Below are 14,677 nucleotides of genomic sequence, written 5' to 3'. Positions count from 1 at the left end.
GCCCCCGCCACCTGTCGAGGTGGCGGGGGCCGTCCGCGTGTTCAGCGGCGACGGAGCGTCACTTGGTCCAGGAGGCCTGGAGCTTCAGCGGGTCCACCAGGTCGGTGTAGCCGACCGCGGCCGGGGTGTTCCCGGGGGTGGTGATGATGGTGCAGCCCTTGACCTCGGCGCCCTTGGCCACGCCCTGGAACTTCGCGCCGGTGCACTTGGGCAGCGGGGTCGCGGCGGTCATGGCGTTGAGGCCCTTCTTGCCCGTGGTGTCGAAGAGCACGAACTTCGAGTCCGGGGCGGTGAAGGAGAGGCTGGCGTCCCCGAGGTTCTTGATGGTGTAGCTGACGTACATCGGGGTGCGGCCTTCCAGGCCGACGAGGTTGATCTTGGCGGCGGTGAAGTCCTGCAGCGAACCGACCTCGACGCCGGTGACGGTGATCTCCAGCTTGGTGGCGACCTTGGCGGTCTTGTCGGCGAAGTCCACGGTGGCGGGCTGGCCGATCTTCACGCTGCTCGCGGCCGCCGGGATCGCACCGGCACCGGCCCCGCCGTCCGCGGTGCCGGCCGTACCGGCCCCGCCGGCCGTCGCGGCGCCGCCCGCCGCCGCACCGCCCGCGGCAGCGCCGCCGGTCGCCGCGCCCGACGGGGCCGCGGTCGAACCGCCGGCCGCGCCTCCGGCGGTGGCCCCCGGGGCCGCGCCGCTCTGGGCCGGGGCAGCGCCGGTGGCGCCGCCGGTACCGGCCGGAGTGTCCGCGTTGTCCGGTCCGCAGGCCGCGAGCGACAGGGCGGTGGCCGCCGCGAGCGCGGCGAAGGTCAGCTTGGTGGTGTACGAACGCATGGTGCGCTTTTCTCCTGGGCGCACGGCCGCGACCGTTGCCGGCCTTTGCCCAGTGCGGCGCCGCCCGTCGTGAACAGGAAGGGTCGATGACGACATGGGTCCAGCGGGCAAGAAGCCGTCCCCCGATCTGGCTTGCGGTCAGGGACCATACCAGGCCCCCGGATCGGCGGCCGGGCTGTGGCGAGCCCGTGACCTGCCCGGGTCCAGACGGTGAAACACCCCACGGGTGACCTGCGCCGATCGCGTAGATTTCGGGGGTGACGGCCGGGCCCGGGCCCAGCCGCACCCGCACCACCACACCGGAAGGGCGTACAGCGAGATGAGCGAGGACTCTCTGCGCGAGGAGGTGCTGACCGCGCGACGGATCGTCGTCAAGGTCGGTTCCTCCTCCCTGACCACGGCGACCGGCGGCCTGGACGCCGACCGCGTCGACGCCCTGGTGGACGCGCTCGCCAAGCTGCGCGGCCGCCCCGAGGCACCGGAGGTCGTGCTCGTCTCCTCCGGCGCCATCGCCGCCGGGCTCGCCCCGCTCGGCCTGGACCGGCGGCCCAAGGACCTGGCCCGCCAGCAGGCCGCCGCCAGCGTCGGCCAGGGCCTGCTGGTCGCCCGCTACACCGCCTCCTTCGCCCGGTACGGCATCCGGGTCGGCCAGGTGCTGCTCACCGCCGAGGACGCCAGCCGGCGCGCCCACTACCGCAACGCCTACCGCACCCTGGACCAGCTGCTGGCGATGGGCGCGATGCCGATCGTCAACGAGAACGACACCGTCGCCACCGCCGAAATCAAGTTCGGCGACAACGACCGGCTCGCCGCGCTCGTCGCCCACCTGGTCCGGGCCGACCTGCTGGTCCTGCTCTCCGACGTGGACGGCCTGTACGACGGCGACCCGTCCCGCCCCGGCACCAGCCGGATCGCCGAGGTGCGCGGCCCGCGGGACCTCGACGGCATCGAGATCGGCAGCGCGGGCAAGGCCGGGGTCGGCACCGGCGGCATGGTCACCAAGGTCGAGGCGGCCCGGATCGCCACCGGCGCGGGCATCCCGGTGGTGCTCACCGCCGCCAGCCAGGCCGCCGACGCGCTGGCCGGCCGGCCCACCGGCACCCTCTTCCTGCGCACCGGCAGCCGCACCTCCGACCGGATGCTCTGGCTGGCCCACGCGAGCAGCCCGCGCGGGTCGCTGCACCTGGACGAGGGCGCCGTCCGGGCCGTCGTCTCCGGCGGCGCCTCGCTGCTGCCGGCCGGGGTCACCCGGGTCGAGGGGGAGTTCGCCGCGGGTGATCCGGTGGACCTTCTTGCCGAAAACGGCCACATCGTGGCTCGCGGACTGGTCAACTTTGATGCGAGGGAGTTGCCCCGCCTGCTCGGCCGGTCCACCCGCGACCTGGCCCAGGAGTTCGGCGCCGCGTACGAGCGCGAGGTCGTCCACCGCGACGACCTGGTCGTTCTGCGCGACTGACCGGCCCGGCGGGCCGGCACCGGCCGATCGGCGCAGCGCGGACGGCGGGCCGCTCCGTACCGGGAGCGGCCCGGCCACGGGCGAGGAGGGGCGCAGCCGTCCCGCTCGGCCGAGGCCGACGGGGCCGGTGGGGACGACAGGACATCGCCGAACAGGAGGCCGCCGGTGGAACGCAGGCGCGAGGCAGCGCTGACCGCAGGGACGGCGGGCCGGCGGCTGACCAGCATCGACGGCGGACGCGGGGACGGCCCCGCCGAGCCGGCCGGTCCGCCGTCGCAGAGGCCCGGCGGGGTGCGCAGGTTGCGGCCCGAACGCGACCGGGCGGCCCAGCCGCCGACCGTGCCCGAGCAGGCCCGGCTGTGGCACGTGGTGCTGAGCGTGGCCGGGCAGGTCACCCCGCTGCCCTCGCTGCGCGCCTCGCTGGAGCAGCTGGCGCACGACCACTCGTTCTTCCTGACCGCCCGTTACGCGGCCGACCACGCCGAGATCCGCTACTGGGAGCAGGCCCGGGACCTCCACGACGCGGCGGCCATCGCGCTGCGGCTGTGGGGCGAACACAAGGTCACCGCGAAGCTGCCGCCCTGGGAGATCGTCGGGCTGGAGGTGGTCGACCGGGCGACGTACCACAAACGGGTGGCGGAGGGCTTCGGTGATCCGCCGCCGCACCTGGGCGGGGTGCACCCGTACTGAGCCGCGCCGCCCGGTCGGGGCGGGGCCGTCGGGCTGCGGGCCGCCGGGGCGGGGGCCGTCGAGGCGGCGTCTCACCGGGCGAAATACCGCCCGGGCGGGGCCGGTGCAGTCGCTACTCTTGGCGGCATGACCAGCGATCTCGCCACCGCCGACAGTCCCGTCCTCGCCGTAGCGCGCCGAGCCAGGGAGGCGGCCGCCGCGCTCGCCCCACTGCCGCGCGCCGCGAAGGACACCGCGCTGCTGGCGATCGCGGACGCACTGGTGGCCCGCAGCGCCGAGATCGTCGCGGCCAACGCCGAGGACGTGGAGCGGGCCCGGGCGGCCGGCACGGCCGAGTCGGTGGTCGACCGGCTGACCCTGACCGACGAGCGGATCGCCGCGATCGCCTCCGACGTGCGCGACGTGGCCGGCCTGCCCGACCCGGTCGGCGAGGTGGTGCGCGGCTACACCCTGCCCAACGGCCTGGACGTGCGGCAGGTCCGGGTGCCGCTCGGCGTGGTCGGCATCATCTACGAGGCCCGCCCGAACGTCACCGTGGACGCCGCCGCGCTCTGCCTCAAGTCCGGCAACGCGGTGCTGCTGCGCGGCTCCGCCTCCGCCTACCGCTCCAACACCGCGCTGGTCGCCGTCGTGCGTGACGCCGTCGCCGCGGCCGGGCTGCCCGCCGACGCGGTCCAGCTGGTGCCGGGGGAGAGCCGGGACTCGGTGCAGGAGCTGATGCGCGCCCGCGGCTACGTGGACGTGCTGATCCCGCGCGGCGGCGCCTCGCTGATCCGCACCGTCGTCGAGGGCTCGACCGTCCCGGTGATCGAGACCGGCACCGGCAACTGCCACGTCTACGTGGACGCCGAGACCGACCTGGCGATGGCCGTCGGCATCCTGCTGAACTCCAAGGCGCAGCGGGTCAGCGTCTGCAACGCGGCCGAGACGCTGCTGGTCCACCAGGACGTCGCGGAGGCCTTCCTGCCGCTCGCGCTGGCGGCGCTCGCCGAGGCCGGGGTGACCGTGCACGGCGACGAGGCGGTGCGGAAGGCCGCCGAGGGCGGCCCGGCCACCGTGGTGCCGGCCACCGACGAGGACTGGGGCGCCGAGTACCTCTCGCTGGACCTCGCGGCCGCCGTGGTGCCCTCGCTGGACGCCGCCGTCGCGCACATCCGCCGCTGGTCCTCCGGCCACACCGAGGCGATCGTCACCACCTCGCAGGCCGCCGCCCGCCGCTTCACGCGGCTGGTGGACTCCACCACGGTGGCCGTCAACGCCTCCACCCGCTTCACCGACGGCGGCGAATTCGGCTTCGGCGCCGAGATCGGCATCTCCACCCAGAAGCTGCACGCCCGCGGCCCGATGGGCCTGCCCGAGCTGACCAGCACCAAGTACATCGTCACTGGTGACGGGCACGTGCGCGGCGAGAGCACGCAGACCGTCGGCGGCGCCGCGGACGGCCGCTGAACGCCGTGTGATGGGTGTCCGTCACACGTGTGACGGACCAACTGCCGGGAGCCACAGACAAATCGCCCGGCCGGTAATACGCTGAATCCGTGGCTGAGGATGTGGGGGGCTTCCCGTACCCCGACGGCGCCGACCACGGTGGTGCGGACGACGAGTTCGCCACCGTGGTCCTCGATGAGGCCTTCGTCCGGTCCGCCGCCGTGCACGAGCCGACCGCCAAGGAGCGGCAACTCGCCGCCGCCGAGGCCAGGTTCGAGCCGGACACCGCGGGTCCGGGCTGTGGCCGTGACGTCCCGGCCGGGGACGGGTTGCCGCTGGAGCTGCGCCCGTACCCGAGCGGGCTCGACGCGGACCACCTCTACCCCGACCCGTGGTCGGGGCCGGACCGGGCGGGCGACCGCAGGGCCCGGCGGCGGTGGCGACGCGGCTACGACCCGGTGCGCGCCCGCGGGCGGTACGTCGCCCAGCAGCGCTGGCACCGGCCGGTGGCCTGGGTACTCGCCGTGATCATGGGCGTGGGCCTGGTGGCGGTCGCGGTCGCGGCGGTCTACCAGGGCGTGGGCGGCTCAGCGGGCACACCCAGACGCCCCGAGTCCGGCAGCAGCAGCGCCGGGGTCGGCCCGGGGCAGGCCCCGGCGGAACCCCCGCTGGTGGTCACGGCGCCGACCGGGTAGCCCGGGCGGCGCGGTCGGCGGGTCGGTTCGGTCTGCTGGGCGGCGCGGTCGGCGGGTCGGTGCGGTCGCCCCGGGCGCGGGCGCACGCCCCGGGGCGGTGGTCACGGAGCGTTCCCGGGAATGTACGCCCGGACCCTCGTGGCGGCGCTGGTGTCCGCCTACCCTGGTGGTGTGGGTGACCCGCGAGAGCCTCCTGAGGGTGCGCCCGAGGGCGGTTCCGGCAACGAGGACGAATTCCGGTCCGTCGTCTTCGACGAATCGTTCGTCCGGGCTGCCCGGATCCGGGAACTGTCCGCCCGGGAGCGGCTGTCGGGCTCCTTCGGCAAGGCCACCCGGCCGCGGGTGCGGCTCGGCCCGCTGGGCACCGTGCCGCGCCAGGCGCTCGTGCTGCTGCTGCTCATCCTGCTGGCCTTCGGGGCCGCGGTGTACTTCGGGGTGACCTCGCCGAAGGGGACCACCGCGCGGCCCGAGGGCAGTCAACTGACCGTCAGCCTGGTCGCGTTGGCCCCGGCCTCGGCCGTCCAGCCGGTCGCCGACGGGGCGGACCCGTTCGCGGCGCTGCCGGCCGGGTACGGGGACGGCGCGCTCGGGCTGAACACTCCGACCGGTGCCGCCACCGGGCACTTCAGCCGGGCCGAGGTGGCCAAGGCGCTCGACACCGTCCAGCGCTACCTGGTCGCCTCCTCGTTCTCCCCGGCCGTGCTGGTCCAGGGCTCCACCGCCGAGGTGCGGGACTTCGTCACGCCCGGTGAGCAGGCGGAGTTCGACGCGAGCGTGGCGCAGCCGGTGGACGACCGGCACCACGCGGTGACCGGCTGGATGGTCCGCTTCGACCCGGCGCAGGTCGCACTGGCCTCGAACACCGTGAAGGTGGCCGGTGCGATGCGGGTCGACGAGGCGGACAGCGGGACGCTGCAGATCACCACCGACCACACCTTCGTCTACGCGCTGAAGCCGGCCGGGGCCCCGGTCGGAGCGCCGGTCACCCTGGAGACCGTGCGGCGGCAGCTGACCTTCGAGTTCGACCGGGTGGACCTGGCCGCGGGCCAGCTGCGGCTGGTGGACTCGGTGGTGCAGGCCGGGCCGGAGCCCTGCGGCACCTCGGCGGCGGGCTTCCTGCAGCCGGTGCTGGCCACCGCGCAGGGCACGGTGGTCGCGCCGCCGACGCCGGTCGACCCCGGCAACCACGCCCGGCCGGGCTGGCAGGTGTGCGGGGTGCTGGCGGCGGGCGGCTGAGGCGCGCCGGACCCGGCGGGGGCCGGGAACGGCGCGGCGGCCGGGGCCCCGGGCGGGACACCGGCCGCCGTCGCGTTCGCGGTGGGCTCAGCTGCCGTCGCGGTCCGCGGAGCCGTTGCCCGAGGCGCCGGTGCCGGACGAGCCGTTGCGCGAGGAGCCGCTGCCCGAGGAGCCGCTGCCCGAGGAGCCGTTGCGGGCGCCGTTGCCGGTGAAGGTGTCGCGGAGCTTGCCGCCGACGGTCGCCGCGCCGCCGGCGACGTCCCGGAGCAGGCCCATCAGCGGGTCCTTGCTCTCCTTGACCGAGGTCGTGTAGTGCTCGGCGGCGGCCTTCCACTGGTCGGTGACCGAGGCGTCCGGGTCGTCCGAGCGGCGCGGGTAGGCGCCGGCCATGATCGAGCGGTAGTCGTCACTCTCCGCCCACTTCTTCAGCTGGGCGACCCGGACCACCGCGAAGGGGTGGGTCTGCGGCAGCAGCTGGAGCACCTTGAGCACGCCGTCGCGCAGGTCGCCGGCCTTCTCGTACTCCTCGGCCTGCTCCAGGAAGGCGTCGACGTTCATCTCGGCCAGGTTGTGGCCGCCGGCCAGCTTCATCAGGGCCCGCATGGAGGCCTGGAGGTCCTGCCCGGCGAGCAGGCCGGCCCGGTCGCTGGACAGCTCCGCCTTGCGGAACCACTCCTTGAGCGCGGTGATGATCGCGGTGATCGCCAGGTTGCCCAGCGGCACCCAGGCGATCCGGGTGGCGATGTTGGTGAGGATCATCAGCATCGTCCGGTAGACGGCGTGGCCGGACATCGCGTGGCCGACCTCGTGGCCGATGACCGAGCGCAGCTCCTCCTCGTCCAGCAGCTCGACCAGGCCGCTGGTGATCACGATGATCGGGGTGTCGATGCCGATGCAGTACGCGTTGACCGTCGGGTCCTGGGAGACGTACAGGTCGGGGACCTGGTCCAGGTCGAGCACGTAGGCGGCGTCGCGCACCATGTCGTGGAGCTCCGGGAACTGGCGCTCGGAGGTCTTCACGGCGGTGGCCAGGAACATCAGCCGGATCGCCCGCTCGGAGACCAGGCCGGCCAGCTTCTTCAGGATGTCGTCGAAGCCGGTCAGCCTGCGCAGCGCGACCAGGGCCGAGCGGTCCGCCGGGTGCTCCCAGGCCCGGGTGGAGATCCCGGGGAAGCGCTCGCGGCGGCGGCTCGGGGTCTTCGCGGTCGTGTCGGTCATGGTCTGAGTACCCTCCTGGTCGACGGCGGCCGCGGCCCGCTGGCCGGCCCCCCGCTGGTCTTCGCCTGCAACGACTGTCTGTGCAACGTGTGCGGTTGCGTACTCGTCCCCGAGGGGTCAGCGTACGCGCGGTCCGCCCGGCGGGCGGCGGGGGCGGACGGCGGACGGCGGGGGCGTCACGGGGCGGGTGGGTACCGGGGCGGTGGGTGCCGGCCCGGCGGGCGCGTCACCGGGGCCGGTGGGCGGCGCCGGTGTGAGGCCGGTTTAACCTGAGGCCTGGACGACCGAGACCGGATCCGGCCGCGGTACCGAGCAGTTCGAGGAGCCCCCGCAGATGTCCACCGAGACGCTTGTCAGCCTGGCCGCACCCATCTCCGACGAGACCGGTCCGGGCCTGTTCCTGCGGATCATCGTGATCGCGTCCTTCGTGGGCATCGGCCTGCTGGTCTGGATCATGGCCCGCGCCTTCAAGAACAACTAGGCCGGCCGGTTCCCGGTCCTTCCCCGCCCGTTCCCGGTTCTTTCCCCGGCCCGTTCCCGGCCCTCCCGCGGGTGCGCGCTCACGCCCGGTCAGCGGCGGTGGGCCGCCGAGCGGTTGCGGTGTAACCCCCCGTACGATGACGGGTGGGCCCTCACCGGCCCGGAACCACCCCCAGGTCCGTTCACCGAGCCGAGAAGGTCCCGCCGACCATGAGCACTGCTGCCGCACTCCCCGTTCTGAACCTGCTCGCCGAGGGCGAGGGGGGCAACCACGACAGTCTGAACCCGGCCCTGACCGGTGGCGCCGCGCTGGTCATCCTGCTGGTCCTGCTCTTCATCACCACCCGCTTCAACCGGGACCGCTGAGCCCGGTCCTGGGGCCGCTCGGGGAGCGTCCGGCCACCGGCCGGCCGCTCCCTCACGCATCTGCGGAGAACCCCCACCCGGCCGTTCCCGCACCGTAACGGGTGTCGCGTAAGGTGTGGCGGCATGGGAGAGCAGGCCGGGAATCCCGGCGGACCGGAACCGGCGAAGAAGCGCCTCGGCGTGATGGGCGGCACCTTCGACCCGATCCACCACGGCCACCTCGTCGCCGCCAGTGAGGTCGCGAGCGCGTTCCACCTGGACGAAGTGGTCTTCGTACCGACCGGACAGCCGTGGCAGAAGAGCGACCGCCACGTCACCCCGGCCGAGGACCGCTACCTGATGACGGTCATCGCCACCGCCGAGAACCCGCAGTTCTCGGTCAGCCGGATCGACATCGACCGCGTCGGCCCGACGTACACCGTCGACACCCTGCGCGACCTGCACGCCCTGCACCCGGACGCCGACCTCTTCTTCATCACCGGCGCCGACGCGCTCGCCCAGATCCTGTCCTGGCGCGACTCCGACGAGCTCTTCTCACTGGCCCACTTCATCGGCTGCACCCGTCCCGGGCACCCCCTGTCGGACGCCGGGCTCCCGGTGGGCGGGGTCTCCCTGGTGGAGGTCCCGGCGCTGGCCATCTCCTCCACGGACTGCCGCAACCGGGTCGCCAAGGGCGAGCCGGTCTGGTACCTCGTCCCGGACGGCGTGGTCCGCTACATCGACAAGCGGGCGCTGTACGCGCCGCGCGGGGACTGAGCCAGGAGCGGTGCATGACTGATCGCAACGACGGCCGGCGGCCGGAGGACTGGTCCACCGGGCAGTACCAGCAGCCGTACCAGGGATACCAGCAGCCGCAGGCGCAGCAGCCTCAGCAGCAGCAGCAACAACAACAACAGCAATCGCAGTCGTACGAGCAGCAGCAGTACGACCAGTACGGACAGCCGGTGTACGGGCAGGACCCGTACGGCTACCAGCAGCAGGGCTACCAGGGGTACGACGGGTACCAGCAGGGCGGCCACACCGGGCAGTTCCCGCCGCAGCAGCCGCAGTCGTACGGGCAGCAGTACGAGCAGCAGCAGTACGACCAGTACGGGCAGCCGGTGTACGGGCAGGACCCGTACGGCTACCAGCAGCAGGGCTACCAGGGGTACCAGCAGCAGCCGTACCAGGCCGCCGCCCCGGCCGCCGTCGAGCCGCAGGCCGAGGCGGCCGCGCCTCCCGCTGCCGCGCCCACCGCCCCCACCGCTGCCGCCCCGCCGCGTCCGCGGGTGCCCCGGCCCGCCGCCGAGCCGGAGTCGGCGACGGCGCCGGCCAAGGCCGGGCCGCCGTCCGAGCAGGTCGCCGGGGCACGGGCCGGGAAGGCCGGGAGCAAGGCGCCCAGGGACAGTTACACGACGGGCGAGTTCACCTTCGTCGACGAGGAGGCGGAGGAGACCGAGGACGTCATCGACTGGCTGAAGTTCGCCGAGTCCCGCAGCGAGGTGCGCGCCGAGCGCCGCCGCAAGCTGCGCAACCGGCTGATCGGCCTCGGTGTGGTGGTGGCGCTCGCGGCCGGCGGCGTCGGCGGCTACCTCTTCCTCGCCGGCGACAAGCCGAGCGCGGCCACCGCCGCCGGCGGGCGCCAGGTCAACGTCGTCCACCTGCGCGACCTCCAGGGCAAGGTGTCCAGCGCGCTGCTGGTCAACGACGCCTCCGGGAAGAAGGGCACGGTGCTGCTGCTGCCCGACAACCTGCGGCTGCCCGGCCCGGGGGACCCGCCGGTCACCACGATCGGCCAGTCCATGGACGGCATCGGCGCCTCGGCGACCCGCGAGGGCCTGTCCACCGTGCTCGGCGCCCCGGTCGCCGGCACCTGGCGACTGGACACCCCGTACCTGGAGCTGCTGGTCTCCCAACTCGGCGGCGTCCGGGTGGACACCAACGCCGAGACCCACGAGGGCGGCAAGCCGGACGGCAAGCTGTTGTCCGCGGCCGGGAAGAACACCATGCTCAGCGGGAAGGCGGCGGTCGCGTACGCCACCCTGCAGAACCCCGGCGAGAACCGGGACGCCCAGCTGGCCAGGTTCGGGCAGGTCATGGACGCCGTGGTGCGCACCATGCCGACCGAGTTCAAGGACGCGAAGGACGACGTGCACCGGATGAACGCGGTGCTCGACCCCTCGCTGCCCGAGGACGCCCTCGCCGGGGTGCTCGTCCAGCTCGCCCAGCAGGCGAAGGACGGCCACTTCGGGACCACCGCGCTGACCGTCAAGCCGGACGGCAGCCTGGACGAGGCGACGGCGGGCAAGCAGGTCAAGGACGTGCTGGGCGGCACCGTGAAGTCCGCGGCCGTCGGCGACGCCCCGGCCCGGGTCGCGCTCCAGGACGGCAGCGGCAACGACGCCGCGGCGGCCGCCGCGCAGGTCCAGATCGTCAACTCCGGCCTGACCTTCATCCCGGGCGGCGCCAAGACCGCCCCGCAGGCCGCCAGTGAGATCCGCTACACCGACGACACCCGGCAGGGCGCGGCGAAGTCGCTGGCGACCAGCCTCGGGCTGCCGGACACGGCGGTGAAGAAGGTGACCGGCGACACCCAGAACGCGGACCTGCTGGTCGTGCTCGGCAAGGACTACCAGCCGCCGAAGAACCAGTAGGGCGGTGGCCCGGCCCCGATCCGGGGCCGGCTCAGGCTCCGACCGGCCCCGACCGCCACCGACCGGCACCGGCCCCGGCCCGGTGACGGTCGGGGCCCGGGGGCGCGTAAATCGGTTCCGGGCCCGCCCGGGCGGCGTGAGATCCTGGAAGGCGACCCCGGCCGCGCGCCGGGGCGCCCCAAGCCGCCGAGCCGGAAGAACACCGTGACCGTCACCGACCACAGCCAGCAGCTCATCACCGTCGCCGCGCAGGCGGCGGCCGACAAGCTTGCGCACAACATCATCGCCTTCGACGTCAGCGAGGTGCTGTCGATCACCGACGCCTTCCTGATCGCCTCCGCGAACAACGACCGCCAGGTCCGCTCGATCGCCGAGGAGATCGAGGACCAGCTGCGCGAGCAGCTGGACATCAAGCCGGTGCGCCGCGAGGGCGAGCGCGAGGGCCGCTGGATCCTGCTCGACTACCTGGACATCGTCGTGCACGTCCAGCACTCCGAGGAGCGCTCCTTCTACTCCCTGGACCGCCTCTGGAAGGACTGCCCCGAGCTGCCGCTTCCCGAGGACGCCCTGGCCTCCCGCAACCGCCCGGACGCGTACACCGACGAGGCCGGCAACGCCGTCGCCCCCGCCGACGACTTCGGCAAGCCCGAGGACCTGCACTGAGCCGGGGCACGCGGGGCCCGCGCGTCGTCTTCTGGCGGCACGGACAGACCTCCTGGAACCTCGAATCGCGATTCCAGGGCACCACGGACATCGAGCTGACCGGCCAGGGCGTCCTGCAGGCCCAGCGGGCGGCCCGGCTGCTCTCCGGGCTCCGGCCCGACCTGCTGATCTCCTCGGACCTCCAGCGGGCCCGGCGCACCGCCGCGGAGCTGGCCGAGGTCACCGGGCTCGACGTGCAGCACCACGAGGGCCTGCGGGAGACGTTCGCGGGCTCGTGGCAGGGCCTGACCAACGCCGAGATCCGTGAGCGCTACCCGGAGGAGTACGAGGCCTGGGCGGCCGGCGAGCCGGTGCGGCGCGGCGGTGACGGCGAGCTGGCCACCGAGGTCGCCGACCGCTCGGTGCCGGTGGTCCTGGAGGCCGTCGGCAAGCTCCCGGAGAACGGCACGCTGGTGGTGGTCAGCCACGGCGGGACGATCCGCACCATGCTCGGGCGGCTGCTCGACCTGGAGCCGGCCCAGTGGGAGCGGTTCGGCGGGTTGTCCAACTGCTGCTGGTCGGTGCTCGGCCACGGGGCGCGCGGCTGGCGCCTGCTGGAGCACAACGCGGGCACGCTCCCGCAGCCGGTCATCGGCGACGACACCTGACCGTTGCCGCACCGGCTCGGGCGGCAGCGCGTGCCGGGGGCCCTCAGGGGCCCTCGGCCGGGGCGCGGCGGGGGGCTCGGAGGGGAGGCTCGGCGAGGGTCCGGAAGGGCGGATTTCGCAGTTCCGGCCCTGACCAGCTAGAGTCTTCCTCGTTCGCAGGGAAGGAACGCGGCCCGGAAGGGAAGCGGGAGATCCGGTGAGTGCGGGGCTATAGCTCAGTTGGTAGAGCGCTTGCATGGCATGCAAGAGGTCTGGGGTTCAATTCCCCATAGCTCCACTCCGCATCGGCGGTCGTGGTCAGCCAGGGTCGCCCGTGTCGCGGGGCTATAGCTCAGTTGGTAGAGCGCTTGCATGGCATGCAAGAGGTCTGGGGTTCAATTCCCCATAGCTCCACAGGAGTTCGGAAGGCCGTCACCCAAGGGGTGGCGGCCTTCCGGCGTTTCGGGCGCTCGGTGTTTCGGCCCGGCGGTCCGGCCTTCCGGCGGCGGCTGTCGATTCCTGGGGGGACGGTGGCGGGGCGTGCGATGGTTGCCGCGCGCCCGGGGCGGGAGGCGTGCGCCCGGGGTGCGGGGGTAGGGCATCGGGGCGCGGGAGGTGGCGTCCGGGGCGTGGGGGCAGGGCATCGGGGCCGGGAAGTGGGGCGCCCGGGGCGCGTGGTGCGGGCCTCGGGGAATGGATTTCAGGAGCACGCCCCGGACCGTGTAAAGTAGTCGATGTCGCCGAGGGAAACGGCCGGAAACAACCGGGAACCACGGTGACATCGCAGGTCAAGGGGCTATAGCTCAGTTGGTAGAGCGCTTGCATGGCATGCAAGAGGTCTGGGGTTCAATTCCCCATAGCTCCACAGTAGTCGAGAGCCGCCTCCCGGAATCGGGAGGCGGCTCTTCGCCGTTCTGCCCCCGCCACCGGTCGCAGAGCCCCGAATCCCGCTACCGTCGTGCCATGGCCGATCTGGAGCGAAGGCGGAACGAGGAACTGGCCCGGATACTCCACCAGCTCGGCTGGAGTCCGGAACGGCTCGCCCGTGAGGTGAGCCTCGCCCTGCCGCCGGGCCTCGCCATCAGCTCCACCGCCCCGTACAAGTGGCGCGACCGCGGCATGGTGCCGCGCAGCCCGCACGACCAGGCGGTCTGCGAGGTACTCAGCCGCACCCTCGGCATCGCCGTCACCTACGAGCAGCTCTGGGGACGGATGGGCGGCCACCGCGGCGCCAAGATCCTCTCGCCCCGGCTGCTCACCGACCCGTGGACCGCCGACACCGCCCAGACCGCGCTGCGCGAGGCCGCCACCGACGCCGGACCGGTCCGCCTCACCGACCTGTTCCGCAGCGCCGACCTCGACCAGGCCGCCGCCCGCCTCGACTCCCCGCCACCACCCGTCGGCGGCGGGGAGGGCGCACTGCGCGTCGAACCCGGGCTGGCCGGCGAGCTCGGACTGTCCTACCGCAGCAAGCAGAAGCTCGAACGGGCCTGCGGCGGCGGCCTCGTCCTCGGCCCCGTCCGCGCCGAACTCGCCATGCTGGCCAAGCTGTTGGAACTCGGCGCGTACGACGAACGGCTCGGCCGCGAGCTCTACGGCACGGCCAGCAGACTCGCCCGGCTGGCCGGCTGGGCCGCGTACGACCTCGGCCACGACGCGGCCGCCCAGCGCGCCTTCGTCGCCGCGCTGCGTGCCGCCCACGTCAGCGGGGACCCCCGGCTCGGGGTCCCGGTGCTCGGCGCACTGGTCGTGCTCGCCACCCAGGGCACCGGCGGGCGCGGGCTGGACGCCGTCTCCGCGCTCGCGACCGCCCTGGACACCCACGGTGCCGCGCTCGGTCCCACCGCCCGGGCCCGCCAGTACGGCCGGCTCGCCCGCGCGTATGGCCGCCGGGGCGAGGCCGAGCAGGCCGAGGCCGCCGCCGCCCGGGCCTTCGCCGAACTGGACGGCCTGCCCGGCGCCGAGGAGGCCCGGGCCGCCCTCGCCGGGATGGTGGGGGAGGGGCGGCTGGCGCTCGGCCAGCACCGGCTGGCCAAGGTGCTGCTCGCCGAGGCCGTGGCCGGGCTCGGGCCGGGGCGGGCCCGCTCCAAGGCGCTGCTGATGGTGAGCCTCGCCGAGGCCCACCGCAGGCTCGGCGACCAGCGGGAGGCGGCCCGCACGGCTTCGCTGGCGCGCTCGGCCGCGGCGGGGATGCAGTCCGAGCGGCTGGCGAAGGCGCTGCGGGACTTCGACGCGGCGGGGCGGGCGGCGACGCGGTAGGGCGGGGACGCGCCGCCGGGGCCGTGCCGCTGGGGCCGCACGGCCCCGCGCGCCCTCCGTGCGGGCCCCTGTGGGCGTCCGTGCGGGCTCCTGCGGGC

The 14,677-nt window shown here is 74.2% G+C and carries 14 protein-coding genes and 3 tRNA genes; 15 read left to right on the top strand and 2 right to left on the bottom strand.

Translation table 11 applies throughout. From position 1 onward, the window contains the following. Window positions 1-58: 58 nt before the first annotated feature. Window positions 59-829 carry a hypothetical protein gene (locus tag ACZ5OX_RS05075; RefSeq protein WP_465628753.1) on the bottom strand — a complete coding sequence of 257 codons (771 nt, stop codon included), beginning with the start codon at window positions 827-829 and terminating at the stop codon, window positions 59-61. Window positions 830-1,148: 319 nt separating this feature from the next. Between ACZ5OX_RS05075 and proB the strand changes: the two genes are divergently transcribed. From proB to ACZ5OX_RS05050, 5 genes are all read left to right on the top strand, one after another. Then, complete coding sequence (proB, locus tag ACZ5OX_RS05070) at window positions 1,149-2,285, top strand: glutamate 5-kinase (protein WP_465628752.1); 1,137 nt, start codon at window positions 1,149-1,151, stop codon at window positions 2,283-2,285. Between the two features lie 165 nt (window positions 2,286-2,450). Beyond that, window positions 2,451-2,975, top strand: coding sequence for a hypothetical protein (locus ACZ5OX_RS05065; RefSeq protein ID WP_392869914.1), 525 nt, complete (start codon window positions 2,451-2,453; stop codon window positions 2,973-2,975). A 126-nt stretch (window positions 2,976-3,101) separates the two neighbouring features. Next, complete coding sequence (locus tag ACZ5OX_RS05060; protein ID WP_465628751.1) at window positions 3,102-4,424, top strand: glutamate-5-semialdehyde dehydrogenase; 1,323 nt, start codon at window positions 3,102-3,104, stop codon at window positions 4,422-4,424. Between the two features lie 89 nt (window positions 4,425-4,513). Then, complete coding sequence (locus tag ACZ5OX_RS05055; protein WP_465628750.1) at window positions 4,514-5,098, top strand: SCO2584 family spore wall biosynthesis protein; 585 nt, start codon at window positions 4,514-4,516, stop codon at window positions 5,096-5,098. A 171-nt stretch (window positions 5,099-5,269) separates the two neighbouring features. Next, window positions 5,270-6,334, top strand: coding sequence for an SCO2583 family membrane protein (locus ACZ5OX_RS05050; protein WP_465628749.1), 1,065 nt, complete (start codon window positions 5,270-5,272; stop codon window positions 6,332-6,334). Between the two features lie 87 nt (window positions 6,335-6,421). Here ACZ5OX_RS05050 and ACZ5OX_RS05045 read toward each other — a convergent pair whose 3' ends face one another. Beyond that, window positions 6,422-7,552 (bottom strand): M48 family metallopeptidase, encoded by a 1,131-nt coding sequence (locus ACZ5OX_RS05045; RefSeq protein WP_465628748.1) that lies wholly within the window; start codon window positions 7,550-7,552, stop codon window positions 6,422-6,424. Window positions 7,553-7,886: 334 nt separating this feature from the next. Here ACZ5OX_RS05045 and ACZ5OX_RS05040 point away from each other — a divergent pair, with 334 nt between their 5' ends. The 10 genes from ACZ5OX_RS05040 to ACZ5OX_RS04995 all read left to right on the top strand — a co-directional run bounded on the left by ACZ5OX_RS05040 (window position 7,887) and on the right by ACZ5OX_RS04995 (window position 14,579). Then, window positions 7,887-8,033 (top strand): hypothetical protein, encoded by a 147-nt coding sequence (locus tag ACZ5OX_RS05040; protein WP_392869904.1) that lies wholly within the window; start codon window positions 7,887-7,889, stop codon window positions 8,031-8,033. A gap of 209 nt (window positions 8,034-8,242) precedes the next feature. Then, a complete protein-coding gene (locus ACZ5OX_RS05035) occupies window positions 8,243-8,398 on the top strand; it encodes a hypothetical protein (RefSeq protein WP_181970583.1) in 156 nt (51 codons plus the stop codon). Window positions 8,399-8,521: 123 nt separating this feature from the next. Beyond that, a complete protein-coding gene (nadD, locus tag ACZ5OX_RS05030; protein WP_465628747.1) occupies window positions 8,522-9,154 on the top strand; it encodes a nicotinate-nucleotide adenylyltransferase in 633 nt (210 codons plus the stop codon). A gap of 14 nt (window positions 9,155-9,168) precedes the next feature. Next, on the top strand, window positions 9,169-11,031 hold the full coding sequence (locus ACZ5OX_RS05025; RefSeq protein ID WP_465628746.1) for a LytR C-terminal domain-containing protein: 1,863 nt from the start codon (window positions 9,169-9,171) through the stop codon (window positions 11,029-11,031). A gap of 204 nt (window positions 11,032-11,235) precedes the next feature. After that, a complete protein-coding gene (rsfS, locus tag ACZ5OX_RS05020) occupies window positions 11,236-11,694 on the top strand; it encodes a ribosome silencing factor (RefSeq protein ID WP_355265854.1) in 459 nt (152 codons plus the stop codon). Continuing rightward, window positions 11,691-12,341: a histidine phosphatase family protein gene (locus ACZ5OX_RS05015; RefSeq protein ID WP_465628899.1), complete on the top strand. Its 651-nt coding sequence runs from the start codon at window positions 11,691-11,693 to the stop codon at window positions 12,339-12,341. The genes rsfS and ACZ5OX_RS05015 overlap by 4 nt, the downstream gene beginning before the upstream one ends. Before the next feature lie 204 nt (window positions 12,342-12,545). Continuing rightward, a tRNA-Ala gene (locus tag ACZ5OX_RS05010) sits at window positions 12,546-12,618 on the top strand. Window positions 12,619-12,661: 43 nt separating this feature from the next. After that, window positions 12,662-12,734, top strand: a tRNA-Ala gene (locus ACZ5OX_RS05005). 378 nt (window positions 12,735-13,112) lie between these two features. Next, window positions 13,113-13,185: transfer RNA gene (locus tag ACZ5OX_RS05000), tRNA-Ala, on the top strand. A 98-nt stretch (window positions 13,186-13,283) separates the two neighbouring features. Further along, window positions 13,284-14,579: a hypothetical protein gene (locus tag ACZ5OX_RS04995; RefSeq protein WP_465628745.1), complete on the top strand. Its 1,296-nt coding sequence runs from the start codon at window positions 13,284-13,286 to the stop codon at window positions 14,577-14,579. The last annotated feature ends 98 nt before the right edge of the window (window positions 14,580-14,677 follow it).

It is taken from the genome of Kitasatospora sp. NPDC032121 (genome assembly GCF_055580145.1).
The sequence above is the reverse complement of the archived record's forward strand: the minus strand, read 5'-3'. Positions and strand labels throughout refer to the sequence as shown.